The organism is Mesorhizobium sp. M9A.F.Ca.ET.002.03.1.2, from assembly GCF_003952365.1.
GTDB lineage: Bacteria > Pseudomonadota > Alphaproteobacteria > Rhizobiales > Rhizobiaceae > Mesorhizobium.
This window is the reverse complement of the sequence record NZ_CP034443.1, coordinates 2111103-2135461: the sequence shown is the minus strand read 5'-3', so window position 1 is coordinate 2135461 and position 24359 is coordinate 2111103. Positions and strand designations below refer to the sequence as shown.

Genomic DNA, 24359 nt, shown 5'->3' with positions numbered 1-24359 from the left:
AGGTGGAACGGAATTCTATTATCTGTGGCGACTCCGCGGTGCGTGCGACTTTTTCAACAATATCCGCCAGAAGCGGACATCGGGTCCGCAGTCTGGAACGGCAACTCGCACCGAAGCCGTAGCCTCAGAGCCCAGGACCTCCGAGGAGCGTGGCCCGCTGCTTCTTGTCCCGTGTCTTGTTGAAATCTTCGATCGCCTCAACCGACTGGATGTATTCGGCAATATAAGCTGGCGGCAGGCCGTGTTCCCTGCCACCTGCAAGGACAAAGTCCTTGTACCAGCTATAAGGTTTGAGGCTATCGTCGATGTAGTTGGGGGTGGCGAGATAGGTAAGAACCTTCCGCCTGCGACCCTTGTCGTTGATGACAGTGACCGTCGCGTGCTCGTAGCCGCTCCCGACTCCTTCGGCTTTATCCAGCTTGGCACGCTCGGTAGGATCGAAGCTGAATAGGACGCCGATCACGCTATTCTCGTCGCCAGTGGCAAATGCGTTGCACTTCCCGGACTCGTCCACGCTGCGCTTATGAAATCGAAGCGCATGACCCGGCAAGGTAGCGATGCCGATTGGTTTGCAGTTCGGCATGCGATCGCGCAACCGGGCGGTCGACATATTGGACCCATAAGCAAAATAGACGACGTGCTCCGGAGGCCCGGTCTCTGCGTTCTTCAGCGGCTCGATCGAGGGATTTCCCGGCTTTAGGATCGTGCGTAGCGGTACTGTCATGATGCTGCACTCGTCGGTTTCTTCGCCTTCGCGTGCGATGATGGGCTGTCCGTCCCCGAGGTCGAGAATTGGAACGGGCCTGCCAGCCCATCCACAGTCAGCGCACTGCGGTCGTTCCCAGAGTACACCGGGTGCCTCAGTATTCTCGCCACGTCCGGGTTCGAGATGCGGTGAGCCGCAGTTCGGGCATTCCCAAGGCACACCGCGCAACTCGCGAATGATCAATGATGTCGCCATGCCGATGGCGTGTTGGATCAACGAGTGCGCCATCTCGGCGTCAATCCACGTCGCCGACTTTGAGTGCGTCAGCCAGTTGGAAAACGTCCATGCGGACTCAAGCGCACTCTTGAGGGCCCCACGACGCTCTTTGTTGGTGTCACCCGGCAGAAGATCGTTGCAAATGACCTCGGTCCACGCGCGGAAGTTCGCACGCTGTGGCGGTGTGTTCGTCCACATTGCCGCGTCCTGCGCGACGCCGATCAGTTCGAGTAGCGCCTCGCGGCAGCGAACACCGACGGCCTGATAGTCCGAGAGGTTATGCGCCTTTGTCACAGCGGTTCCAGCCTCTTCCATCTTTTCGAAGACTGGACCGAACGGAAGAATGCGAAGATCATCTTCCTGTTGTTTTTCCGTACGCGGGATACGGAGCATCAGGCCAATATGGAAGGTCAGAGCAAGGTCCATATTTGGGAATTGCTCCTGAGAGTAGAGGTTTGTGCCGCCCGTTATGACCCACCAGCGATCCTTGTTGGTGTGAATGTCCCACACGTCGTGGCGGGTGTTCAGGATCGCCTCCGAGTAGACCTTCTGCATAAAGCTCACTTCGAGGTCGGGCGCCTGCCATTCAAAGTATTCCCGGACCTCCTCGATTTCCTCTTCGGTAGCTTTCAACATGATCGTCTCCGGCGAATGCTCGTCACACTGCGCTGCAAAGGGTTTGCGGAAGCCTCAACAACAGTCCGAGCTTTCAAAATCCGGCGCGGCAACGCGGGAGGTCCATTCGCGCTAACTCGGTCATTCAGGAGTAGTCGGGTTTTGACTCTAGGCCGCCTTCTTCCTCGCCAGCCTCGCCTTGATGCTGGCGACGTCGGCGCGCGGCGTCGCCGCGAACAGCGTCTTGGTGTAGCTGTGCTTGGGGTCGGCAAAGACTTCGTCGCGCGAACCGTATTCGACCGCCTCGCCGTAATACATGACCATCACGTCGTCGGCGATGTAGCGCACCACCGACAGGTCGTGGCTGATGAAGACGTAGGTCAGCTTGAATTCGTCCTGCAGGTCAGCGAGCAGGTTGAGCACCTGCGCCTGCACCGACAGATCGAGCGCCGAGACCGGCTCGTCGAGCACCAGGAGGCTTGGATTGAGCATCAGCGCGCGGGCAATGGCGATGCGCTGGCGCTGGCCGCCCGAGAACATGTGCGGGTAGCGGTTGTAATGCTCCGGTCCGAGGCCGACCTTCTTCAGCATCTTCATGGCGAGATCGCGCCGTTCGGCGGCCGGCTTGTCGGTATTGATGAGCAGCGGCTCGCCCAGCACGTCGCCGATCTTCTGGCGCGGGTTGAGCGAACCATAGGGGTTCTGGAAGACGATCTGCACCTTGCGGCGCATTTCCTTCGTCAAGCCATCCCTGGCGATGTCGACCTTGTTGCCGTCGATGAAGAGCTCGCCCGATGTCGCCGGATCGATCAGGGTGACGATGCGGGCGAGCGTTGACTTGCCGCAACCGCTTTCACCGACGATGGCCAGCGTCTTGCCCTTATCGACGCTGAAGGAAACGCCCTTGACAGCGTGCACCGTGCGCGAGGGGCGAAACAGGCCGCCGCCGACATGATAGTCGCGCACGATGTTCTTGCCCTCAAGAACCGTCACGCTCATGACGCGGCTCCCGTTGCTGGCCCGGTTCCCGCGACAGTGGGGGCCGGTTCGAACAGCATGTCGGAAATGGTCGGCAGCCGGTCGCCGACGGCGTTTTCCGGCAGCGCCGACAGAAGCGCGCGCGTGTAGTTGCTCTTCGGCTGCTCGAACAGCGACAGAACGTCGGCCTCTTCCATCTTGCGGCCCTTGTACTGGACGATGACGCGGTCGGCGGTCTCGGCCACGACGCCCATATTGTGGGTGATCATAATCAGGCCCATGCCGTACTTGGCCTGCAGGCCTACCAAAAGGTCGAGGATCTGCTTCTGGATGGTGACGTCGAGCGCGGTGGTCGGCTCGTCGGCGATCAACAGCTTCGGATTGCAGGCGATGGCGATGGCGATCATGACGCGCTGGCACTGGCCGCCCGACATCTGGTGCGGGAACGAATTCAGCCGCTCTTCCGGATCGGCGATGCCGACCAGCTTCATCAGCTCGATGGCGCGGGCCCGGCGCTGAGCACGGTCCATGCCCATATGGAAACGCAGCACCTCCTCGATCTGGAAGCCGGCGGTGAAGCACGGATTGAGGCTGGCGATCGGCTCCTGGAAGATCATCGAGATGTCCTTGCCGACGATCTTGCGGCGCTCGGACGGACCGAGCCCGAGCAGGTCGATGCCGTCGAAGGCCATGCGGTCGGCCTTCACCGTCGCCGTGTTCGGCAAAAGCCCCATCACCGCCAGCATCGCCACCGATTTGCCGGAGCCGGATTCGCCGACGATCGCCAGCACCTCGCGCGGCTCGATCGACAGGTCGATGCCTTGCACGGCCATGAACGGTCCGGCGGCCGTATCGAAGGACACGGTGAGGTTCCTGATCTCGAGAAGAGGCATGGTCACGACCTCTTCAGCTTGGGGTCGAAGGCGTCGCGCAGGCCATCGCCGATCAGGTTGATGGCAAGCACCGTGATCAGGATGGCAAGGCCGGGGAAGGTCACCACCCATGGCGCGCGCAGGATGAACTCGCGCGCCGTGGCGAGCATCGTGCCCCATTCCGGCGTCGGCGGCTGCGCGCCGACGCCAAGGAAGCCGAGAGCCGCGGCCTCGAGGATGGCGTTGGAGAAGGACAGCGTCGCCTGCACGATCAGCGGCGCCATGCAGTTCGGCAAGATCGTCTTCACCATCAGCCTGAGATGACTGGCGCCGGCCACCTTGGCGGAGATCACATATTCGCGGTTCTTTTCGGCCATCACCGCCGCGCGCGTGAGCCGCGCGAAATGCGGCTGCAGCACCAGCGCAATCGCCAGCATGGCGTTGAACAGGCCGGGGCCGAGGATCGCCACCAGAACCAGGGCAAGGAGCAGCGACGGGAAGGCCAGGATGACGTCCATGATGCGCATGATCAGCGTATCGACCCAGCCGCGGAAATAGCCGGCGAGCACGCCGAGGACGATGCCGCTGGTCAGCGAGAAAACGACGACGACCAGACCGATGAACAGCGAGAACCGCGCCCCGAAAATCAGCCGAGAAAGCATGTCGCGGCCAACGGCGTCGGTGCCGAGCAGGAACATCGATTTGCCGCCCTCCTGCCAGACCGGCGGCGTCAGCAGCGCATCGCGAAACTGTTCGTCAGGCGAATGCGGCGCGACCAGCGGTGCGAAAATAGCTATCAGCACCAGAGCCGTGAACACGGCCAGGCCGATGACGGCGCCGGTGTTCATCGAGTAGTAATGCCAGAACTCGGCGAAGGCGCGTTGCCGGCCGCCGGTAGGAATGGATGCGGCGGTGGCTTCTGCCGTGATTTGGTCGGTCATCTCACTGCACCCGGATACGTGGGTTGATGACGGCGTAGAGCACATCGACGATCAGGTTCACCGCCATGACGATCAGCGCGATGATCAGCAAGCCGCTCTGGACGACAACATAGTCGCGCTTGGCGATCGCGTCGATCATCCACTTGCCGATACCGGGCCAGGAAAAGATCGTTTCGGTCAGGATGGCGCCCGCCATCAGCGTGCCGACCTGCAGGCCGATGGTGGTGACGACGGGGATCAGCGCATTGCGAAAAGCGTGGAGCCCAATGACGCGACGCGGCGCCAAGCCCTTGGCACGCGCGGTGCGGACATAGTCCTCGCCCAACACCTCCAGCATCGCCGACCGCGTCTGGCGCGCTATAACGGCGAGTGGAATCGTCGCCAGCACGATCGCCGGCAGGATCAGATGACTGGCGGCGGACCTGAAAGCGCCACTCTTGCCGGAAATCAGGCTGTCGATCAGCATGAACCCGGTGGTCGGCTTGAAGAAATATTGAAGGCCGATGCGACCGGAAACCGGCGTCCAGCCGAGATAGCCGGAGAAGAAGATGATGAGCAGCAGCCCCCACCAGAAGATCGGCATCGAATAGCCGGTCAGCGCCACACCCATCGTCGCCTGGTCGAACCATGATCCGCGCTTGATCGCGGCGAAGATGCCGGCGGGAATGCCGATGAGCACGGCGATGATCAGCGCGATTGTCGCCAGTTCCAGCGTGGCCGGAAACAGCGCCTGGAATTCACCGAGCACAGGCCGCTTGGTGGCGAGCGATATGCCGAAGTCGCCGGTCAGGACCCTGCCGATATACTCCAGATACTGGATGACATACGGCCGGTTGTAGCCAAACCGCTCGATAAGCTCCGCGTAGCGTTCGGGGCTGACGCCGCGCTCGCCGGCCAGGGCCAGGATCGGGTCGCCCGGCAGAAGCCGGACGAAAGCGAACGCCGCCAGCGATATGCCGAACACGGTCGGAACGATCAAGGCGAGCTTGTGGAGGAGATAGCGGAGCATCGTACTTCATAGAACGGCGGCGCCGGAAGTCCAGCGCCGCCGTCCAATTTCTCAGGAGTTATTCGGTGACGTCGACGCCGTCAAACCGATGAATGCCGAGCGGATCCATGACGAAGCCCGAAACTTTCTTGTTCATCGGCATGAAGACCTTGGAATGGGCGATGGTCAGCCACGGAGCCTCACGCTTGAACACGGCCTGGGCTTCCTCGTAGATCTTGGTGCGCTCGGCGACGTCCGTGGTCGCCTTGCCCTTCTGCAACAGGCCTTCGAACTCCTGGTTGCACCAGATCGCATAGTTGGACTGGCCGATGGCATCGCAGCCGAGCAGGAACAGGAAGTTGTCCGGATCGCCATTGTCACCGGTCCAGCCGAGCTGGAAGGCGCCGTCACGATCCTTCTGCTTGCCGCGTTCGCGATACTCGGTCCATTCATAGCTGACGATCTCGGCCTTCACGCCGATCTTGGTGTAGTCGGCCTGGATCAGTTCCGCGACCCTTTGGGCGTTCGGATTGTATGGGCGGCTGACGGGCATTGCCCAGATCTTCATCGACAGATCCGTGACGCCGGCGTCGGCCAGCATCTTCTTGGCCGCGTCCGGATCGTACGGATCGTCCTTGATGTCCTTGTTATAGGACCACATCGTCGGCGGGATCGGGTTGATGGCCGCCTGGCCGGCGCCCTGATAGACCGCATCAAGAATGGCCTGCTTGTTGACGGCCATGTTGAGGGCCTTGCGAACCTCGACCTTGTCGAAAGGCGGCTGCGTCGTGTTGTAGGCCATGTAGCCGATGTTCAGGCCTTCCTGCTCGTCGACCACGAGGTTCGTGTCGGCCTGCAGGCCGGCGATGTCGGCCGGCGCCGGGTACGACATGATATCGCACTCGCCTGCCTTCAGCTTCTGCGCGCGCACAGCCGGATCGGTCGTGATGGCGAAGATCAGATCGTCGATCTTCTGGCGGCCGCCAAAGTAGCCGTCCCATGCCGCATAGCGCACGACCGCATCCACCTGATAGTCGACGAACTGGAACGGACCGGTGCCGATCGGCTTCTGCGTGAACTGCTGCCTGGTGTCGGCCTTGTCGAGCTGGTCGGCATATTCCTTGGAGACGATCGACGCGAAATCCATGCCGAGATCCGGCAGGAAAGCGACTTCAGGCTTATTCAGCACGAACTTCACCGTCAGGTCGTCGACCTTGACGATTTCCTTGAGGAGATCGGGGAAGCCCATGCCGGTGAAATATTCCCAGCCGGTGCCTTCCAGATAGCTGAACCACGGGCTTTCCTTCTTCCACTGGCGTTCGAAGGAGAAGATCACGTCGTCGGCGTTGAGATCGCGCGTCGGGGTGAAGTAGTCGGTGGTCTGGAACTTCACGCCCGGCCGAAGCTTGAACGTGTATTCGAGACCGTCGTCGGAGACCGTCCAGCTCTCGGCGAGGCCGGGTGTGATGGTGGTCTTGCCGTGTTCGAACTCGACCAGACGTGAATAGATGGTGCGTGACGACGCGTCGAAGTCGTTGCCACCGCTCCACGGCGACGGGTCGAAGCCAGCCGGCGACGCCTCCGAGCAGTAGACCAATTGCTTCGCATTGGCCATGCCGCCGAGGACGCTTGCGGCCAGCAACGCGGCCGCAAAAGTCAGTTTCTTTTTCATGGAGGACTCCCTGATGTTCTTCCAAGCCCCTCTATCAGGCTCGCGAAGCGCGCATATAAGCACCGTTTTTCCGGCTTTGGAACACCCCGCTTGCCTACCCCATGGGAAGCAGAATTTAATTCTGCACACCGGCGAGAAGATAGAAGGAATTGTCAATTCTTGCCGATCACGGCATTATTAACGACTGCATTTTTTTATTGAACTTCAACGACCGATAGTGAGGAACCGCGACCTTCGGCTTGTCGCTGGCGCGGAAGATTTTCTTCCGGTCTTGCCGCAGGGGCAAGACTTGCACGGCTGCCGGTAGTCGCAATACATAGTGGCATGCTGGATTTCCTGGGTGCCCGGCCGCGGAGGACGTCTCTGTCATTCGGAGACGACGCGGCGGGCAAGCAGAGGCAAGAGAACAAGCAGGGAGGAACGGGTGGCAAAAACTCCAAGGACGACGCCCGCGAAAGCGGGGGCCAAAACCGCTGCAAAACCGGCCGGCCCCGACAAGCCAAAAGCGCTGTCTGCCGAAGCCGTTGCCAGGCCGAAGGTGGCCGCCGTGTCCACGAAGTCCAAAGTGTTTGCAGAGGCTGGCGGAACGCCCGCCGCCGTCAAACCAGAGGCGAACGCGGCACCGACAAGGGCTTTGTCAGCGTCGCCGGGGCCGGCCAGTAGATCGCCGAAGGCGCCTGCCGGATCGGCGAAGCCTTGGCTCAAAAGCTATCCGAAAGTCGTTCCGGCCGAGATCGGCGCCACCCCGTTCGGCTCCATCGGCGATCTGCTCGCTGACGTCTGTAAGCAGTACGCGAGCCGGCCCGCCTTCACCTGCATGGGCAAGACCGTCACCTATGCGGAAATCGAGCGGCTATCGGCCGCCTTCGGCGCTTTTCTGCAATCGAAGGGACTGCAGAAAGGCGCGCGCGTCGCGCTGATGATGCCGAACGTGCTGCAATATCCGGTGGCGATGATGGCAGTGCTGCGCGCCGGCTATGTCGTGGTCAACGTCAATCCGCTCTACACGCCGCGCGAGCTGGAACATCAGCTCAAGGATTCCGGCGCGCAGGCCATCGTCATTCTCGAGAATTTCGCCAGCACCTTGCAGGCGGTGATCGCCAGGACGGCGGTCAAGCACGTCGTGGTCGCGGCGATGGGCGACATGCTCGGCGGCCTGAAGGGGACGATCGTCAATTTCGTCGTGCGCCACGTGAAGAAGATGGTGCCGGCCTGGTCGCTTCCGGGCCATGTCAAGTTCAACGCCGCGTTGCAGGCAGGCGCCAGCGTGAGTTTCAAGCCGGCGAAGGCCGCTGCCGACGATATCGCCTTCCTGCAATATACGGGCGGCACCACCGGCATCTCGAAGGGCGCGGTACTGCTGCACAGCAACGTGCTGGCCAATGTCGCGCAGAACGCGCTCTGGATCGAAGACGCCTATACGATCAAGCCGAGGCCGGCGAATCTCAACCTCATCTGCGCGCTGCCGCTCTATCATATCTTCGCGCTGACGGTGAACGCGCTGATGGGCATGCAGATGGGCGGCCGGAACATACTCATTCCCAATCCGCGCGACATTCCCGGCTTCGTCAAGGAATTCGGCAAATACCCGATCCACATCTTTCCAGGCCTCAACACGCTGTTCAATGCGCTGCTCAACAACGAGGATTTCCGCAAACTCGACTTCAAGCCGCTGATCCTGACCCTGGCCGGCGGCATGGCGGTGCACAAGGGCGTTGCCGAGCGTTGGAAGGCGCTGACCGGCTGCCCGATCACCGAGGGCTACGGGCTTTCGGAAACCTCGCCGGTGGCCACCGCCAACAAATTCAGCGACGGCAATTTCACCGGCACGATCGGCCTGCCGCTGCCATCGACCGAGATCTCCATCCGCGACGACGACGGCAACGATCTGCCGCTCGGCGAGGTCGGCGAGATCTGCATCCGCGGACCGCAAGTGATGGCCGGTTACTGGAACCGACCGGACGAGACCGCCAAGGTGATGACCAAGGATGGTTTCTTCAAGTCGGGCGACATGGGTTTCATGGACGAGCGCGGCTACACCAAGATCGTCGACCGCAAGAAGGACATGATCCTTGTGTCCGGCTTCAACGTCTATCCGAACGAACTCGAGGAAATCGTGGCCCTGCATCCGGGCGTGCTCGAAGTGGCGGCGATCGGCGTGCCGGACGAACATTCGGGCGAAGTGCCGAAGCTGTTCATCGTCAAGAAGGACCCAGCGCTGACCGCCGAGGTGCTGACCGTCTATTGCCGCGAAAACCTGACCGGCTACAAGCGGCCAAAGTATATCGAGTTCCGGACCGAACTGCCGAAGACGCCGGTGGGCAAGATCCTGCGGCGAGCGTTGCGGGGACAGGCATAACTTTGGGCGATTGCCTTGCTGTCGACGATACGGCGGATACGTTTTCCCATCCCGATCCGCTGACGTTCATCAAGGCGAACATGCGTATCGCCCCGGTTCCCGCGCTTCCCGAAATCCGGCTTTATGCAGCCCATCCAGCGAGCGGTCTGTGGCGGCTCACGCATCCAGAAGGACGAGGAGCAGAGCCGGAAGAAGAAGCTGACGAGGACGGGGCCGAGCCGCAGCCACCTTACTGGGCCTATGCCTGGGCCGGCGGCGCGGTGCTTGCCCGCTACATCCTCGATCGGCCGGAGAGCGTGGCCGGGCTGCGCGTGCTCGATCTCGGCGCCGGCTCGGGCCTCGTCGGCATCGCGGCGGCAAAGGCCGGCGCCAGCGAAGTGATCGCGTCCGAGATCGACAGCAACGGCGTCGCCGCGCTCGGTCTCAATGCGGCGGCGAATGGCGTTACGATCACGGTAGTCGGCGAGGACATCACCGCCGGTCCGCCGCCGCCGGTGGATGTCGTGGCGGTCGGCGACTTGTTTTACGGACAAGATCTCGCCAACCGGATCATGCCCTTCCTCGACCGCTGCCTGGCCGCCGGCATCAACGTGCTGATCGGCGACCCGGGCCGCGCCTACCTGCCCCGCTCGCGGCTTCGCCTGCTGGCTGAATATCGCGTGCCGGATGTCGGCGAGGTCGGGGACGCGATGAAGCCGAGCGGCGTCTTCTCGTTCGAGCGGGAGCGAGGCGAATTCAGATCGTCTCGCTGACCCTCGCCGAAAGAAACTCGGGCAGATCGGCAACGGATTCCAGAATGACGTCGGCAACCTGCGACAGCGATTCACGCGTGCCGGTGCCGGAGAGCACGCCGATCGCCAGCCCGCAGCCGCCGACCCGTGCCATCTCCAGATCGTGGCGGCTGTCGCCGACCATGGCGATCGCCGACGGCTTCAGGCCGGTCAGGTCCGAAAAGGCCAGGATCGTATCCGGCGCCGGTTTCGGGTTGGCCACCGCGTCGTAACCATAGGCGGCGTCGAACAGTTGGGCGACGCCCAGCGTCAGCAACGTCTTTTCCGCGCCGGTGGTCGAATCGTTGGTGGCAACGCCGAGCCGGTAGGATTTCCCGTGAAGTATGCCAAGCGTCTCGACGATGCCCGGCAGCGCCACCGCCATCGCCGAGCCCTGCATCGAGGTGATCTCGTTGAAGCGGGCGACGGCAAGCATCTGATCTTCCTCGGACAGGCGCGGAAACCAAAGCTCGACGACATCCATATTGGTGCCGGAAGCAAAGATGGAATCGGGCTTGAAGCGCTTGGTGGCGAAATCGAAGCCAGCCGCGGCAAGCAGCCTGTCGGCTTTCCAGCGATCGCCCTCCGCCGCATCCATCGCCATGAAATCAGCGACGCCGAGCCATGTCGCGTTGAAGTCGACAAGCGTGCCGTCCTTGTCGAACAATATTCCCTTGATCTCGGCCAAGCCGCTTACTCCGATCCGCGCAATCGGTGGATATGTCCCACCAGTCCAGCGGTCGAAGCGTCTCGCTTTGCGGCATTCTCCTTGCCTTCCACGACCTCCTTGCCTTCCACGAAGGGCAGCAGGCCGGTCGCTAGTTCCTTGCCGAGTTCGACACCCCACTGGTCGAAGGAATTGATGTTGAAGAGCGTGCCTTCGACGAAGACGCGGTGCTCATAGAGCGCGATCAGCCGTCCGAACGTGTGCGGATCGAGTTGTCTGTAGAGGATTGTCACCGAGGGCCGGTCGCCGGAAAAGACGCGGTGCGGGGCGATCCTGTCGACATCGGCGGGGTCCATGCCTTTTGCCAGCATCTGCGCACGCGCTTCCTCCAGCGTGCGGCCCTTCATGAAGGCCTCCGACTGCGCCAGGCAGTTGGCGAGCAACAAATCGTGGTGATGCTTGAGATCCGGCTCATGACCGATGGCCGCGGCAAGGAATTCGACCGGAATGAAGTCGGTGCCCTGGTGCAGCAGCTGGAAGAAGGCGTGCTGGCCATTGGTGCCGGGCTCGCCCCAGACCAGCGGACCGGTCGGCGTGGTCACGGCGCCGCCGTCGAGGGTGACGCTCTTGCCGTTCGATTCCATGTCGAGCTGCTGCAGATATGCCGGCAGCCTGGACAGGCGCTGGTCGTAGGGAATGACGGCGCGGGCGGGGTATTTGCAGATCACCCGATGCCACCAGCCGATCAGGCCCATCAGCGCCGGCAGGTTCCTTCCCAGCGGCGCCGTCTGGAAATGTTCGTCCATGGCATGCGCGCCATCGAGAAAGGCGCGAAAATTCTTCGGGCCGACGGCGATCATCACCGGCAGGCCGATCGCGCCCCAGACGGAGTAGCGTCCGCCGACCCAATCCCAGAAGCCGAAGACGCGGTCGGACGCGATGCCGAATTTGGCCACCAGCTCCAGCGCCGTCGAGACGGCGGCGAAATGCTTGCCGACCGCTTCCTTACCGAGCGCCTTCTGCACCCATTCGCGCGCCGTCTCGGCGTTGGTCATCGTCTCGACCGTGGTGAAGGTCTTCGAGGCGATGATGAACAGCGTGGTTTCGGCGGAAAGGCCTTTCAGCGTGTCGTGGATATGGGCGCCGTCGATGTTGGACACGTAATGCGTGCGTGGCCCGTCGTGATAGGGCGCCAGCGCCAGCGTCGCCATGGCCGGGCCAAGGTCGGAACCGCCGATGCCGATGTTGACGATGTCGGTGATCTTCTTGCCGGTGGCGCCGGCCGCCTTGCCGGAGCGCACGGCATCGGCAAAGACGCCCATCGCGTCGAGCACGGCGACAACCTCCGCCTTGACGTCCTGACCGTCAAGCATGACGCCCTTGCCGTTCAGGTTGCGCAGCGCGGTGTGCAGCACGGCGCGGCCTTCGGTGACGTTGATCTTCTCGCCCGAGAACATCGCGGCGCGCCGGCCTTCGAGATCGGCGGCTGCCGCCAGCTTCTCCAGCATATCCATCGTCTGCGCGTCGACCGCGCATTTCGACCAGTCGAGCAGCAGGTCGCCGTCGGTGACGGAGAATTTTTCGAAGCGCTGCGGATCGGCAGCGAAGGCCTCGCGCATGCTGCCCCATTTGGCCGCACGGTGATCGCGCAGGGCGTCGAGCTGTTTTTGAAAGGACGATTGATCCACTGCCTCGCTCCGAAGTCTTTGATGCCATCATACCAGACCGGATGTTTCCGGCGCGTGTCGTCGCGGCAAACTATCTAGACGAAATCCACCGGTTTCAATGCGCGGGGATGACGCACTGCGCCACGCAGCGATGACGCGTGACGTCACGCAGCGATGACGCGTTACGTCACGCAGCGGTGACGCGTTACGTCACGCTGGGGATGCCGCGTTACGTCACGCTGGGGATGCCGCGGCGCAGCGAAGGATCACTGGCATAAATCCCAGCGATCAGAAAAATTGATTGGCGCAACCCCTTGTGCCACCGATACATTCGACTGGTCCAGCCAAGTGAAAAAGGCTGGCCATCGAGGAACAAATCCCATGCCACAGCGAAACGACACGGCCATATGGTCCGGCCTGTTCCGGATTTCGGCGGAATCCGGCCAGACCCTGCAGGCGCAGATCCGTCAGGCGATTGTCGCCGCCATCCTCGACCGGCAGATCGCCGCCTCTATGCCGCTTCCATCCTGCCGGATCCTGGCCGAGAAACTGGGCGTAGCGCGCGGCACCGTGGTGCTGGCCTTCCAGCAGCTCGTCGACCAGGGCTTCCTGGTGGCGCGCGAACGGCGCGGCCATTTCGTCAATCCCGAGGTGCTGGCGACGCCGGCGAGGCCGCATCAGAAGGCGCCCGACCAGGCCAACGAGATCGACTGGAAGGCGCGCCGGCAGATCGCTGCCAGCGACATGCCGCCGCCGGCCAAGCACGACAACTGGATCAAGTCGTCCTACCCGTTCGTCTATGGCCAGTTCGATCCGGCACTGTTCCCGACCGCAGAATGGCGCGAGTGCAACCGCATGGCGCTCGCCGTGCTCGAGATCCGCAACTGGGCATCCGACATGGTCGACCGCGACGACCCGCTCTTGATCGAGCAGATCCAGGCGCGGCTGTTGCCGCGGCGCGGTATCTTCGCCAATCCCGACGAGATCATCGTGACGCTCGGCGCGCAGAACGCGCTCTATATGCTGGCGACGCTGCTGATGACCAAAGGGTCCAAGGTGGCCATGGAAGACCCCGGCTACCCCGACGCACGCTCGATCTTCCGGCTGGCCGGCGCCGACGTCACACCGGTTCCGGTCGACCACTCCGGCATCGTAACCGCTTCCATTCCCAATGATTCCGGCTTCGTCTTCGTGACGCCCAGCCACCATTGCCCGACCATGGTGCCGCTGTCGGCGGAGCGCCGGCAGGACCTGCTGGCGCGGGCCACCCGCCACAATCAGATCATCATCGAGGACGGCTATGACAGCCAGCTTCTGGACGAGGCGCCGCAGCAGGCGCTGAAGAGCCTCGACCGTTCCGGCCGCGTCATCTATGTCGGCTCGATGTCGAAGACGCTGGCCCCCGGTCTGCGGCTCGGCTACATCGTCGCCTCGGCCGGGCTGATTGCCGAGCTTCGCGCGCTGCGCCGGTTCATGCTGCGTCATCCGCCGGCCAACAACCAGCGCGCGGTCGCGCTGTTCCTGTCGCTCGGCCATCACGAGGCGCTGGTGCGGCGGCTGTCGAGCGCCTTCGACGAACGGCGCAAGCGTCTGATCCATGCGATTTCCGCCTTCTTGCCGGAATGGCGCTCGACCGATTCGGCCGGCGGCGCGTCGCTTTGGCTCGAGGGGCCGCGCGGTACCGATTCGCGCAGGCTGGCCGAGGCCGCCGCCTCGCGCAGCGTCATCATCGAGCCTGGCGACCGCTTCTTCGACCGCACCGAAAAGCCGTCGCGCTTCATGCGGCTAGGCATTTCCTCGATCGCGCTGCAGCACATCGAGCCCGGCATCCGCGAACTGGCGACGGCTGCCGGGCGCAGGCCGGCGGCTGCCTGACGCCTCGTCGAGGCCGGGACCGGCCACGGTTCTTTAGCACCCTGGCATATGCGACGGGACCGTCTGGCTCATAGGCTGTGCCAATGTCGGCGGCATAGTTCCAGGCACAAGGGGACGAAGCAGGCCGATGGTGGACCAACCGCCGCCGCCTGCTTCGCAGCTAAAGTTGGAGTGCCTCCATGTCAGTGGCTGTTGAGAAGCCGGAGACGCCCTCGGACCAACGTTCGCGGCGTTCCGGCGGGCGCGAAGCGCGCCGCGCCATGCGGGCGGCGCCGCTTGCAGACGATATCAAGCCGGTGCGCGCCGGCCTCGAAGGCGGAAGTTACGGACCGCTCAGCGAAAACGACCGCGAGCGCATCCACGAGGCGGTGCTGACGCTGCTTGAAACGGTCGGATTTGCCAACGCCATCCCATCCTGCATCGAGGCGTTGACCAAGGCCGGCGCCACCCTCGGCAAGGACGACCGCATTCGCTTTCCCCGCGCGCTCGTCCTCGACACCATCAGACGAGCGGCACGGCATTTCACGCTGCATGGCCAGGATCCCAAGCACGACATGGTGATCCAGGGCAAGCGCGTGCATTACGGCACGGCGGGTGCCGCCGTGCATCTGGTCGATGTCGAGAAACGCGAGTACCGCGAGTCACTGCTGCAGGACATCTATGATGCCGCCCGCATCGTCGAAGGGCTCGACAACATCCATTTCTTCCAGCGGCCGATGGTGCCGCGCGACATTCCCGATCCGCTCGACATGGATTTCAACACGCTTTACGCCTGCGTGATGGGCACGTCGAAGCACGTCGGCACGTCATTCACGGTGCGCGAGAACGTCAAGCCGGCGCTCGACATGCTCTATGCGATCGCCGGCGGCGAGGAGAACTTCCGGGCGCGGCCGTTCGTGTCGAATTCGAACTGCTTCGTGGTGCCGCCGATGAAATTCGCCGAGGACGCCTGCGGCGTGCTCGAGGCCTGCGTCGAAGGCGGCATTCCGATCCTCTTGCTGTCGGCTGGCCAGGCGGGTGCCACGGCACCCGCAGCGATTGCCGGTGCGGTGGTGCAAGCGGTGGCCGAGGTGCTCGCCGGCCTCGTCTATGTCAACGCCATCAAGCCCGGCCATCCGGCGATCTTCGGCACTTGGCCGTTCGTCTCGGACCTCAGGACCGGCGCGATGTCCGGCGGCTCGGCCGAGCAGGCGGTGCTGACCGCGGCCTGCGCCCAGATGGCGCAATTCTACGACCTGCCGGGTGGTTCGGCCGCCGGCATGACCGATTCGAAACTGCCTGATATTCAGTCCGGCTACGAGAAGGGCATCACCGATGTGATGGCTGGCCTTGCCGGCCTCAACCTCGTCTACGAATCGGCCGGCATGCACGCCTCGCTGCTCGGCTTCTGCCTGGAAAGCCTGATCATCGACAACGACATGCTCGGCCATTGCCTGCGCTGCGTGCGCGGCATCGAGGTGACCGACGAGTCGCTGTCGATCGACACCATCGCCGACGTCTGCCTGAAGGGGCCGGGCCACTATCTCGGCAACGAGCAGACGCTGCGGCTGATGCAGACCGAATATTTCTATCCGGCGGTCGGCGACCGCTTTTCGCCGAAGGAATGGAACGAGAAAGGCAAGCCCGACATCTTGCAGCGGGCGATCGTCGAGAAGAAGCGCATCCTCGCCGAGCGCTTCCCGCGCCATGTGCCGAAGCCGGTCGACGACAAGTTGCGCGCCCGCTTCGGCAATCTGATCCAGCTGCCGCGCAGCGGCATGGGCGGCTGAGCACGCTTCTCCTCGGAACGGTCAGTCTGTGCTCAACCCGTAGCGTTCAAGCACTTCGGCGCTGATCAGCCTGGCATGCAGCGTCATCAGTATGATTTGCGCATCGAAGCTGTCGCCGGCCTCAAGTGCTGCCTCGATCCGGCGCTCCGCATCCAGCGTATGTTCACGGCCGTTGGACAGTTCGAACGCTTCCGGCCCGGCAATGCAATAGCCAAGCAGCAGCGCCACCGGCGGATAGGCTTGTGGCGGCGGCTCGTCGGACCAGTGATCCTTCATCAGATTGACGATGGTGAGCTTTGCTCCCTCCGGCACAAGGGCGGGGTGAAGGTCGACGCCGCGCAACGCGGTGTCGAGTTGCCTGAGGTCGCCTGAACGGCCGAACATTCCGAGGAAGCCTAGGGAAGAGCGCCGTCTCGCCATGATGTTCCTTCGTTTCCAGTCAGACATAGCGGGGTCGGCAACTTCAGTTAAGCACACGCAGCCGCTACCCGCTCGCCGACAGCAACAAGACACCGGCGAGGGCCGATCCCGCCAGCGTCGGCAGCATGCCGATCTTCAGCTTCAAAATGGCGATCATGGCGGCACAGGACAGCAGCGCCGCGCGCCAGTCGATCGATGAGAACACCGGCACGTCCATGCCAAGGCCGATGTTGCGCACCTCGCCGAAGATGACGTGCAAGGCGAACCATAGAGCGAGATTCATGATGACGCCGACGACGGCGGCGGTGATCGCGCCCAGCGCTGCCGACAGCGCCTTGTTGCCGCGCAGGGATTCGATGTAGGGCCCGCCGAGGAATATCCAGAAGAAGCAAGGGGTGAACGTCGCCCACAGCGTGAGCATCGCCCCAAGCGATCCGGCAAGCAGCGGGCTCAACGATCCGGATTGGCGGAACGCGGCAAGGAAGCCGACAAACTGCAGGACCAGGATGAGCGGACCGGGCGTCGTTTCGGCGAGCCCGAGGCCATCAACCATCTCACCGGGTGCGAGCCAGCCGAAGGATTCGACCGCTGCCTGCGCGACATAGGCAAGGACCGCGTAGGCGCCACCGAAGGTGACGACCGCCATGACGCTGAAGAAGCCACCGATCTCAGTCCACACGCTGGCGGATCCGGTGAACGCCCAGATCAGAAGCACAGGCCCGAGCCAGATCGGCAGCCAGATCGCAATGATGCGCGGCGCATGCCATCGCGTCGGCCTGGTGTGGGCGAGCTCGCCGCGCTCGAACATCAGGTCGACCGCGCCCTTGATGTCGGGAATCGCGTCCTTGCCGTGCGCCGCGCCGGAAAAGAGAGCTGGCGCAATACGGTTTCCAATCCAGCCCGTCAGGCCCGCAAGCAGGATGATGAGCGGAAACGGCACGTTCAATGCATAGATGGCGATGAAGGCGGCGAGCGCGATCGACACCATGACCCGATTCTTCAAGGCGCGTCGTCCGATCCGGATCATCGCCTCGATCACGATGGCGAGCACGGCCGCTTTCACCCCGAAAAACAGCGCCTCGACGAAGGGAGCGTCGCCATACAGCGCATAGAGGATACTCAAGGTGAGCATCACAAGCGCGCCCGGCGCGACGAAGAGGATGCCAGCGACCAGGCCGCCGATCGTCCGATGCAGCAACCAGCCGATATAGATGGCGAGCTGCTGGGCTTCAGGGCCGGGCAGCAGCATGCAGTAGTTCAACGCATGCAGGAAACGTTGCTCGCCGATCCAGCGCCGTTCCTCGACCAATTCCTTGTGCATGAGCGCGATCTGCCCGGCCGGCCCGCCGAAGCTGAGCAGGCCGATTTTTGCCCAGAGCTTCACGCCTTCGCGGAAGGTTGGCGCTGCCGGCGCTTCGACGGCCTCGCCCGTTTTCTCCGAAGCCCCCGTCTTGTCAGAAGCCCCCGCTGTGTCAGAAGCCGGGGCGCTCATGATGGCTTGCTTACGCTTGGCCAGTTGTGCGTCTCCTCGGTGGCATCGCGGCACCATCGGTAAAACGCATCGTAGAGCAGCATGCCTGCCTCCAGCTGTTCCAAATCGTCGCGAAACATTCGCGACAGACCAAGCGAGGCGGCCAGGAACCCGGCCGCCTGGGGAACCAGATCGAGGCGCGCGGTGTCGGCTGCGCGCACAATCGTGGCGAGGCGGTCGAGCGGTTCGGAGTCGAGCCCGAACTCTTCGATCATCGTGTCGAAGGTGCAGCGTTCGCCGCGGTGTGACCAGAACACATTGTCGATGTCGAATGGCACGGCCTGAAAGCGATCCGCAGTGGCCAACGCTTCGGCCGCCTCGACAAAGAGGAAGACCGCGCTCGGATCGATGAAGCGCCGGATCAGCCAGGGGCACGCGATGCGATCGACCTTGGGGCGGGCCCGCGTCACCCATACGGTGCGGCCTTTTGCATCGCGGGGTGGAATCTTGCCGGCATGGATCAAAGGCCCCTTGGCATCGCGCCAAGCCTCGAAGCCGCCTTCGAGGGATTCGGCGGCAATGCCGTCATGCCGCAGCCATGCGGCCACGCCTTGCGAGAGCTTCTGCCCTTTTTGGCAGACGACCGTCACTCGGCTGCCGGCGAATTCGGATGCCCAGGTCGAGACGGTTTTGAAATCGCGCCGGTTTGAGGCCGGCAGCAGTCGCGGATCGGCGTTGTAATCCTCTTCGATGCGAACGTCGATGATTGCAGGCGCGCCGGGCAGACCAATCAGACGGGACAGTTGCGATACAGTGATAGCGGTTGTCGACGGCATGGCGTCCACCTCCTGAAAGAGAAGCTTGGACGCGAACGTTGGGCTGACGCCTCACGGGGTCGTCGCGATACACCCCTTACCACGATCGTGGATTTGTCGCGCACGCTTGTCAAGCATCATCCGTCGTCCTTGACCCATTCTGTCCGCCAAGCGGTTCAGGGAAAGGGACACAGGTCGATTGCACTGGCACCTTGCGTGGGTTGACAGGCAGACAGGCCATGTTTAACTTGCAAGTTAATTAACCTTTGGGCTAATCGATATGCCAACAGACCCTCTCTCGACGACCTTCGCGACACTGGCCGATCCGACACGGCGCGCCATATTGGCAAGGCTGGCGCTTGGCGAAGCCACGGTGAATGAGCTGGCGGCGCCGTTCGAAATGAGCCTGCCAGCCATCTCCAAGCACTTGAAAGTGCTGGAACGCGCCGGGCTGATCACGCGCGGACGGGAGGCGCAGTGGCGGCCGTGCCGGCTGAAAGCCGGGCCGCTGAAGGAAGTTGCCGGCTGGCTGGAGCACTATCGCCGCTTCTGGGACGACAGTTTCGACCGCATGGCCGACTATCTCAAGGAAATCCAGACCAAGGGAGACCCGGATGGCCGCAAGAACTGAGACAGCCGAAGCTCCGAAATACGCACTGGAGATTTCGCGCCTGTTCGATGCGCCGCCGGGTCTGGTGTTCAAGCTGTGGACGACGCCGGAGCATCTGGTGCGCTGGTGGGGTCCGAAGAATTTTTCCTCGACCACGGAAAGGCTCGAATTCCGCGAAGGCGGGCGCTACCGCCACCTCATCCACGGGCCAGACGGCCAGACCTATGCGATGTCGGGTATCTTCCAGGAGATTGTCGAGCCGAAGCGCATCGCCTTCACCTTCTCCTGGGACGAAGGCGACTTCCAGGATCGGGTCGAGACCCTGGTGACGGTTTCCATCACCGCCGAAGGCGACCGCACACGGCTAACTTTCAGGCAGGAGCCGTTCGCCGACATCGAAACCCGGGATTCTCATATTGAGGGCTGGAGCGAATGCCTGGACAAGCTCGGCGTCTATCTGGCGAGCATTTGAGAGGAAGTCTCGCTCGGCAGCCTGTCGGCAACCAGCACAATTCAAGACCCACGAGGCAAGACGATGAAAAAGACCTATCACGGCAGCTGTCATTGCGGCGCGGTGCGTTTCGAAGCCGATATCGACCTCACTGACGGCATCCGCAAATGCAATTGCAGCTTCTGCTGGAAGCTCGGCTACCGGAAATCCTTCGCGGCCTATGAGGCCGTGCGGGTGACGGATGGCCGCGACCGGATGCGAGAATACAAGGCAACCCCGTCCAACTGGCCGGAAGGCGACATCAACCACTATATGTGCCCGAACTGCGGCGCGAATTTTCTGTCGCGCGGCTATCTCGACTTCATGGGCGGGAATTTCTGGGCGGTGAACGTCGCTTGTCTCGACGACGTCACCGAAGAGGAGTTGGCTGCAGCACCAATCGTCTATGAGGACGGCAAGCACGACCGGCAGATGGAAGCGCCTGCGGTCACTGCTTATCTATAGGCGCCGCTTGGGTGCGGCTCCTCCTTGAGAAGGTAAAGACGAGCAGCGGCGCCCGTCGTTGTTGCAGATCGCCGTTCAGTGATTGTCCCGCGGCACGCCGCTGGTGTGCGCCACATCCTGGTATTTCACCGCCGGCTTCAGCACCATTCCCTCGGAGAACTGGTCGACCATGCCGCGCTGGATCTCCTGCCATGGTGTCTGGTGCTTGGGGTAGTGATAGCCGCCATTGTTCTGCAGTTCGGCGCGGCGGCGCGTGATCTCGTCGTCGGTGACGAGAATGTCGGCGGTGCCCTTGCGCAGGTCGATGCGGACGCGGTCGCCGTTCTTCAACAGCGCCAGCCCGCCGCCGATCGCGGCTTCGGGCGAGGCATTGAGGATCGACGGCGAGCCCGACGTTCCCGACTGGCGGCCGTCGCCGATGCAGGCCAGCGCATGGATGCCCTTCTTGATGAGGTGGGCTGGCGGCTGCATGTTGACGACCTCGGCGCCGCCCGGATAACCGATCGGACCGGCGCCGCGCATGAACAGGATGGTGTGTTCGTCGATGCCTTGCGCCGGATCATCGATGCGGGCGTGGTAATCCTCGGGGCCGTCGAAGACCATGGCATTGCCCTCGAAGGCCTCGGGGTCCTTCGGGTTGGACAAATAGCGCTCGCGGAATTCGGGCGAGATGCCGCTGGTCTTCATGATCGCCGAATCGAACAGATTACCCCTAAGATTGATGAAGCCGGCATTGGCCTTCAGCGGCTCGGCGACGGTGCGGATGACGTCGAGATTCTCGTTGACGGCCGCGCTGCAATTGTCGCCCATCGTCTTGCCGTTGACAGTCATGGCGTCGGGATGAGGCAACAGCCCGGCCTTCATCAGTTCGGCCACGACCGCCGGCACGCCGCCGGCATGGTGATAATCCTCGCCGAGATATTCGCCCGACGGCTGCAGATTGACGAGGAGCGGTATCTCGAGGCCGACCTTTTGCCAATCGTCATTGTCGAGTGGAACGCCGAGATGGCGGGCGATGGCGTTGAGATGGATCGGCGCGTTGGTCGAGCCGCCGATGGCCGAATTGACGACGATGGCGTTCTCGAAGGCCTTGCGGGTCATGATGTCGGACGGCTTCAAATCCTCATGCACCATGTCGACGATGCGTTTTCCCGTCTCGTAGGCGATCTGGCCGCGCTCGCGATAGGGCGCGGGGATCGCGGCGGAGCCCGGCAACTGCATGCCGAGGGCCTCGGCCAGCGAATTCATGGTGGTGGCGGTGCCCATGGTGTTGCAATAGCCGGTGGACGGCGCCGAAGAGGCGACGATGTCCATGAACTCGTCATAGTCGATCTCACCGGCCGAGAGGCGCTGGCGCGATTCCCAGACGATGGTGCCGGAGCCGGTGCGCTTGCCCTTGTGCCAGCCGTTAAGCATCGGGCCGACCGACAGCGCGATGGCCGGAATGTTAACGGTGGCCGCGGCCATCAAAAGGGCCGGCGTCGTCTTGTCGCAGCCGATGGTGAGCACGACGCCGTCGAGCGGATAGCCGTAGAGCACCTCGACCAGCGACAAGTAGGCGAGGTTGCGGTCGAGCGCGGCGGTCGGGCGTTTGCCCGTCTCCTGGATCGGGTGGCACGGGAATTCGAAAGGGATGCCGCCCATCGACACGATGCCCTCGCGCACGCGCTTGGCCAGTTCGAGATGATGACGGTTGCAAGGCGACAGATCCGAGCCGGTCTGGGCGATGCCGATCAAAGGCTTGCCCGACATCAGTTCGGCACGCGTCAGCCCGTAATTCAGGTAGCGCTCGAGGTAAAGCGCGGTCATGCCCGGATTGTCGGGATTGTCGAACCACTCCTGCGAACGAAATTTCTTTTTTCTTGTAGGTGCGCCGGCCATCGTGGTCTCCGTATTTGTATGACAAATCGATATGACAACGCGCGAGAGCAAGCAAGGGGGACGCGCGCTCCGAAACCGGACTTTGGTGCGATAGACATGTGAGCGCCCCTGCGCTAGAGCGTACTTTGTGCGTCCATATGGACGCACAAAGTACGCTCTAGCATCTTGAATCTTCGCATCGTGCTTTCCGAAAATCGATTCCGATTTCGGGCCGGTGCGATAGGCTTCGTGCCTGTCTTGTCGGGGAGATTTTCATGGCTTTGGTGATCGAAGGCGAGGAACGCATCGCCGCATCCCTGCAAAAGGTGTGGGAAGCGCTGAACGACCCGGAGGTTCTGAAAGAGACCATTCCGGGCTGCAAGAGCCTCGAAAAGAAGTCGGACACCGAGATGGGAGCAACCGTGGTGCTCAAGATCGGCCCGATCAAGGCGACGTTCAACGGCGAGGTGACGCTGAAGAACCTCAACCCGCCGCATTCCTACACCATCCAGGGCGAAGGCAAGGGCGGCATCGCCGGCTTCGCCAAGGGCGGCGCCGATGTGACGCTGACCGCCGATGGGCCGGATACGACGATCCTCAGATATGCGGCCAAGGCCGATGTCGGCGGCAAGATCGCCCAGCTCGGCAGCCGGCTGATCGAATCGACGTCGAAGAAGCTGGCCGGACAGTTTTTTTCCTCGTTCGGCGAGAAGGTCGGCGGCTGAGTCCCTCCCCCTTGAGGGCAGGGTATCCACATTCACTCAAACACGATGCTCGGCACGGCAGAAGCCGCCACGCCCCGTTCTTCATTGACCCTGTCCCAGACGTTCGAGGCGATGTCGCGGTAGATTTTCGCCTCTGCGCCATCGGGCTTCGAGACCACCACCGGCGTTCCGGCATCCGAGCTTTCGCGAATGCCCATCTCGAGCGGCACCTCGCCGAGGAAGGTCACGCCGAGACGCTCGGCCTCGCGGCGCGCGCCGCCATGGCCGAAGATGTCGTAGCGCTTGCCGGTGTCGGGGGCGAGGAAATAGCTCATATTCTCGACGATGCCCAACACCGGCACGTCGACCTTCTTGAACATGTTGAGGCCTTTTCGCGCATCGATCAGTGCCAGATCCTGCGGCGTCGAGACGATGACAGCGCCGGCCAGCGGCACCTGCTGGGCCATGGTCAGCTGCGCGTCGCCGGTGCCGGGCGGCATGTCGACGACGAGCACGTCGAGCGGACCCCACTCGACCTCGCGCAGCATTTGCGTCAATGCCGACATCACCATTGGCCCGCGCCAGATCATCGGCGTCTCTTCGTCGACGAGGAAACCCATCGACATGACCTTCAGGCCGTAATTCTCCATCGGCCTCAGGACCTTGCCGTCGACGGTCTGCGGCCGGCCATGGATGTTGAGCAGCCGCGGCATGGACGGGCCGTAGATGTCGGCGTCGAGCACGCCGACCCTCAGGCCGTTGGCGGCGAGGCCAAGCGCGATGTTGACGGCGGTGGTCGACTTGCCGACGCCGCCCTTGCCGGAAGCGACAGCGATGATCGCCTCGATGCCGGGTATGCCGCGCTTGCCCTGGCTGTGCGAGGCTGGAGCATGCGGAGCCGGACGTGGCGCGGCAGCGGGTGCGGCCGGCGGCGCGGGCCTGGGGGCAGGCCGCGCTGGAACCGGGGCCTCCATGCCGCCGCCTTTCCTTTCCGCCGTCAGCGCGACCACGGCGCCGGCGACACCGGGGATCGCCTTGACGACGCGCTCGGCGGCAGCACGCAATGGCTCCATCTCCTGAGCCCGGGCGGCAGGAACGGTGATCGAGAAGAAGACTTTGGCATCGGCAATGAAAATCTCGGAAACCATGCCGAGGTCGACAATGTTGCCGGTGAAATCCGGCCCGTTGATCGTTTTCAGGCGTTCGGTGACGGCTTCCTTGGTAACGTTTTCCTGGACGGCGGGCATCAGCTTTTTCCTCTGCTTTCCGCTTCAGATAAGGCAGTTGCCGAACAGAACCAAGCGGCGGAACGACGCGCGCGGTGGCATGGCTTCAAAACTTGCGTTGCTTGTAGGGTTTTACGGGAGTC

General features: G+C 62.9%; 21 protein-coding genes. 8 read left to right on the top strand and 13 right to left on the bottom strand.

What is annotated here, in order from left to right:
• Nucleotides 1-124 precede the first annotated feature (124 nt).
• From EJ066_RS10585 to EJ066_RS10560, 6 genes are all read right to left on the bottom strand, one after another.
• Nucleotides 125-1618, bottom strand: coding sequence for a gamma-glutamylcyclotransferase family protein (locus EJ066_RS10585; protein ID WP_126037433.1), 1494 nt, complete (start codon nt 1616-1618; stop codon nt 125-127).
• Nucleotides 1619-1765: 147 nt separating this feature from the next.
• Nucleotides 1766-2596, bottom strand: coding sequence for a dipeptide ABC transporter ATP-binding protein (locus EJ066_RS10580; protein WP_126037431.1), 831 nt, complete (start codon nt 2594-2596; stop codon nt 1766-1768).
• Entirely contained in the window at nt 2593-3468 is an 876-nt protein-coding gene (locus tag EJ066_RS10575; RefSeq protein WP_126043820.1) for an ABC transporter ATP-binding protein, read from the bottom strand. The genes EJ066_RS10580 and EJ066_RS10575 overlap by 4 nt, the downstream gene beginning before the upstream one ends.
• A gap of 2 nt (nt 3469-3470) precedes the next feature.
• On the bottom strand, nt 3471-4388 hold the full coding sequence (locus EJ066_RS10570; protein WP_126037429.1) for an ABC transporter permease subunit: 918 nt from the start codon (nt 4386-4388) through the stop codon (nt 3471-3473).
• A gap of 1 nt (nt 4389) precedes the next feature.
• Nucleotides 4390-5397, bottom strand: a complete 1008-nt coding sequence (locus EJ066_RS10565) for an ABC transporter permease subunit (RefSeq protein ID WP_126037427.1) — start codon at nt 5395-5397, stop codon at nt 4390-4392.
• Between the two features lie 58 nt (nt 5398-5455).
• Nucleotides 5456-7048 carry an ABC transporter substrate-binding protein gene (locus EJ066_RS10560; RefSeq protein ID WP_126037425.1) on the bottom strand — a complete coding sequence of 531 codons (1593 nt, stop codon included), beginning with the start codon at nt 7046-7048 and terminating at the stop codon, nt 5456-5458.
• 424 nt (nt 7049-7472) lie between these two features.
• Between EJ066_RS10560 and EJ066_RS10555 the strand changes: the two genes are divergently transcribed.
• Together EJ066_RS10555 and EJ066_RS10550 are read left to right on the top strand one after the other, a co-directional pair.
• On the top strand, nt 7473-9407 hold the full coding sequence (locus EJ066_RS10555) for a long-chain fatty acid--CoA ligase (protein WP_126037423.1): 1935 nt from the start codon (nt 7473-7475) through the stop codon (nt 9405-9407).
• 80 nt (nt 9408-9487) lie between these two features.
• Entirely contained in the window at nt 9488-10159 is a 672-nt protein-coding gene (locus EJ066_RS10550) for a 50S ribosomal protein L11 methyltransferase (RefSeq protein WP_126043819.1), read from the top strand.
• Here EJ066_RS10550 and EJ066_RS10545 read toward each other — a convergent pair.
• Nucleotides 10143-10865, bottom strand: coding sequence for an HAD family hydrolase (locus tag EJ066_RS10545; protein ID WP_126037421.1), 723 nt, complete (start codon nt 10863-10865; stop codon nt 10143-10145). The genes EJ066_RS10550 and EJ066_RS10545 overlap by 17 nt on opposite strands.
• A 5-nt stretch (nt 10866-10870) precedes the next feature.
• The gene (gene pgi, locus EJ066_RS10540) at nt 10871-12532 is read right to left on the bottom strand and encodes a glucose-6-phosphate isomerase (protein WP_126037419.1); all 1662 of its coding nucleotides are present in this window, start codon (nt 12530-12532) and stop codon (nt 10871-10873) included.
• Nucleotides 12533-12892: 360 nt separating this feature from the next.
• Here pgi and EJ066_RS10535 point away from each other — a divergent pair, with 360 nt between their 5' ends.
• Both EJ066_RS10535 and EJ066_RS10530 read left to right on the top strand, forming a co-directional pair.
• On the top strand, nt 12893-14386 hold the full coding sequence (locus EJ066_RS10535) for a PLP-dependent aminotransferase family protein (RefSeq protein WP_126037418.1): 1494 nt from the start codon (nt 12893-12895) through the stop codon (nt 14384-14386).
• 179 nt (nt 14387-14565) lie between these two features.
• Nucleotides 14566-16155 carry a trimethylamine methyltransferase family protein gene (locus EJ066_RS10530; protein ID WP_126037416.1) on the top strand — a complete coding sequence of 530 codons (1590 nt, stop codon included), beginning with the start codon at nt 14566-14568 and terminating at the stop codon, nt 16153-16155.
• A gap of 21 nt (nt 16156-16176) precedes the next feature.
• Here EJ066_RS10530 and EJ066_RS10525 read toward each other — a convergent pair whose 3' ends face one another.
• The 3 genes from EJ066_RS10525 to EJ066_RS10515 all read right to left on the bottom strand — a co-directional run bounded on the left by EJ066_RS10525 (nt 16177) and on the right by EJ066_RS10515 (nt 18882).
• The gene (locus EJ066_RS10525) at nt 16177-16575 is read right to left on the bottom strand and encodes a hypothetical protein (protein WP_126037414.1); all 399 of its coding nucleotides are present in this window, start codon (nt 16573-16575) and stop codon (nt 16177-16179) included.
• Between the two features lie 64 nt (nt 16576-16639).
• Complete coding sequence (chrA, locus tag EJ066_RS10520) at nt 16640-18067, bottom strand: chromate efflux transporter (RefSeq protein WP_126037413.1); 1428 nt, start codon at nt 18065-18067, stop codon at nt 16640-16642.
• The gene (locus EJ066_RS10515; protein WP_126037410.1) at nt 18064-18882 is read right to left on the bottom strand and encodes a chromate resistance protein ChrB domain-containing protein; all 819 of its coding nucleotides are present in this window, start codon (nt 18880-18882) and stop codon (nt 18064-18066) included. Before EJ066_RS10515 ends, chrA begins: the two co-directional genes overlap by 4 nt.
• 259 nt (nt 18883-19141) lie before the next feature.
• On the opposite strand from EJ066_RS10515, the gene EJ066_RS10510 reads away from it, so the two are divergent.
• The 3 genes from EJ066_RS10510 to EJ066_RS10500 all read left to right on the top strand — a co-directional run bounded on the left by EJ066_RS10510 (nt 19142) and on the right by EJ066_RS10500 (nt 20426).
• A complete protein-coding gene (locus tag EJ066_RS10510; RefSeq protein ID WP_126037408.1) occupies nt 19142-19492 on the top strand; it encodes a metalloregulator ArsR/SmtB family transcription factor in 351 nt (116 codons plus the stop codon).
• A complete protein-coding gene (locus tag EJ066_RS10505; protein ID WP_126037406.1) occupies nt 19476-19943 on the top strand; it encodes an SRPBCC domain-containing protein in 468 nt (155 codons plus the stop codon). The genes EJ066_RS10510 and EJ066_RS10505 overlap by 17 nt, the downstream gene beginning before the upstream one ends.
• 63 nt (nt 19944-20006) lie before the next feature.
• Complete coding sequence (locus EJ066_RS10500; protein ID WP_126037404.1) at nt 20007-20426, top strand: GFA family protein; 420 nt, start codon at nt 20007-20009, stop codon at nt 20424-20426.
• Between the two features lie 75 nt (nt 20427-20501).
• Here the strand turns inward: EJ066_RS10500 and EJ066_RS10495 are convergent, their stop codons facing one another.
• Nucleotides 20502-22307 (bottom strand): IlvD/Edd family dehydratase, encoded by a 1806-nt coding sequence (locus tag EJ066_RS10495; protein WP_126037402.1) that lies wholly within the window; start codon nt 22305-22307, stop codon nt 20502-20504.
• Nucleotides 22308-22561: 254 nt separating this feature from the next.
• Between EJ066_RS10495 and EJ066_RS10490 the strand changes: the two genes are divergently transcribed.
• On the top strand, nt 22562-23011 hold the full coding sequence (locus EJ066_RS10490) for a carbon monoxide dehydrogenase subunit G (protein ID WP_126037400.1): 450 nt from the start codon (nt 22562-22564) through the stop codon (nt 23009-23011).
• A gap of 32 nt (nt 23012-23043) precedes the next feature.
• On the opposite strand, the gene EJ066_RS10485 is transcribed toward EJ066_RS10490, so the two are convergent.
• Entirely contained in the window at nt 23044-24237 is a 1194-nt protein-coding gene (locus tag EJ066_RS10485) for an Mrp/NBP35 family ATP-binding protein (protein WP_126037399.1), read from the bottom strand.
• Nucleotides 24238-24359: the final 122 nt, after the last annotated feature.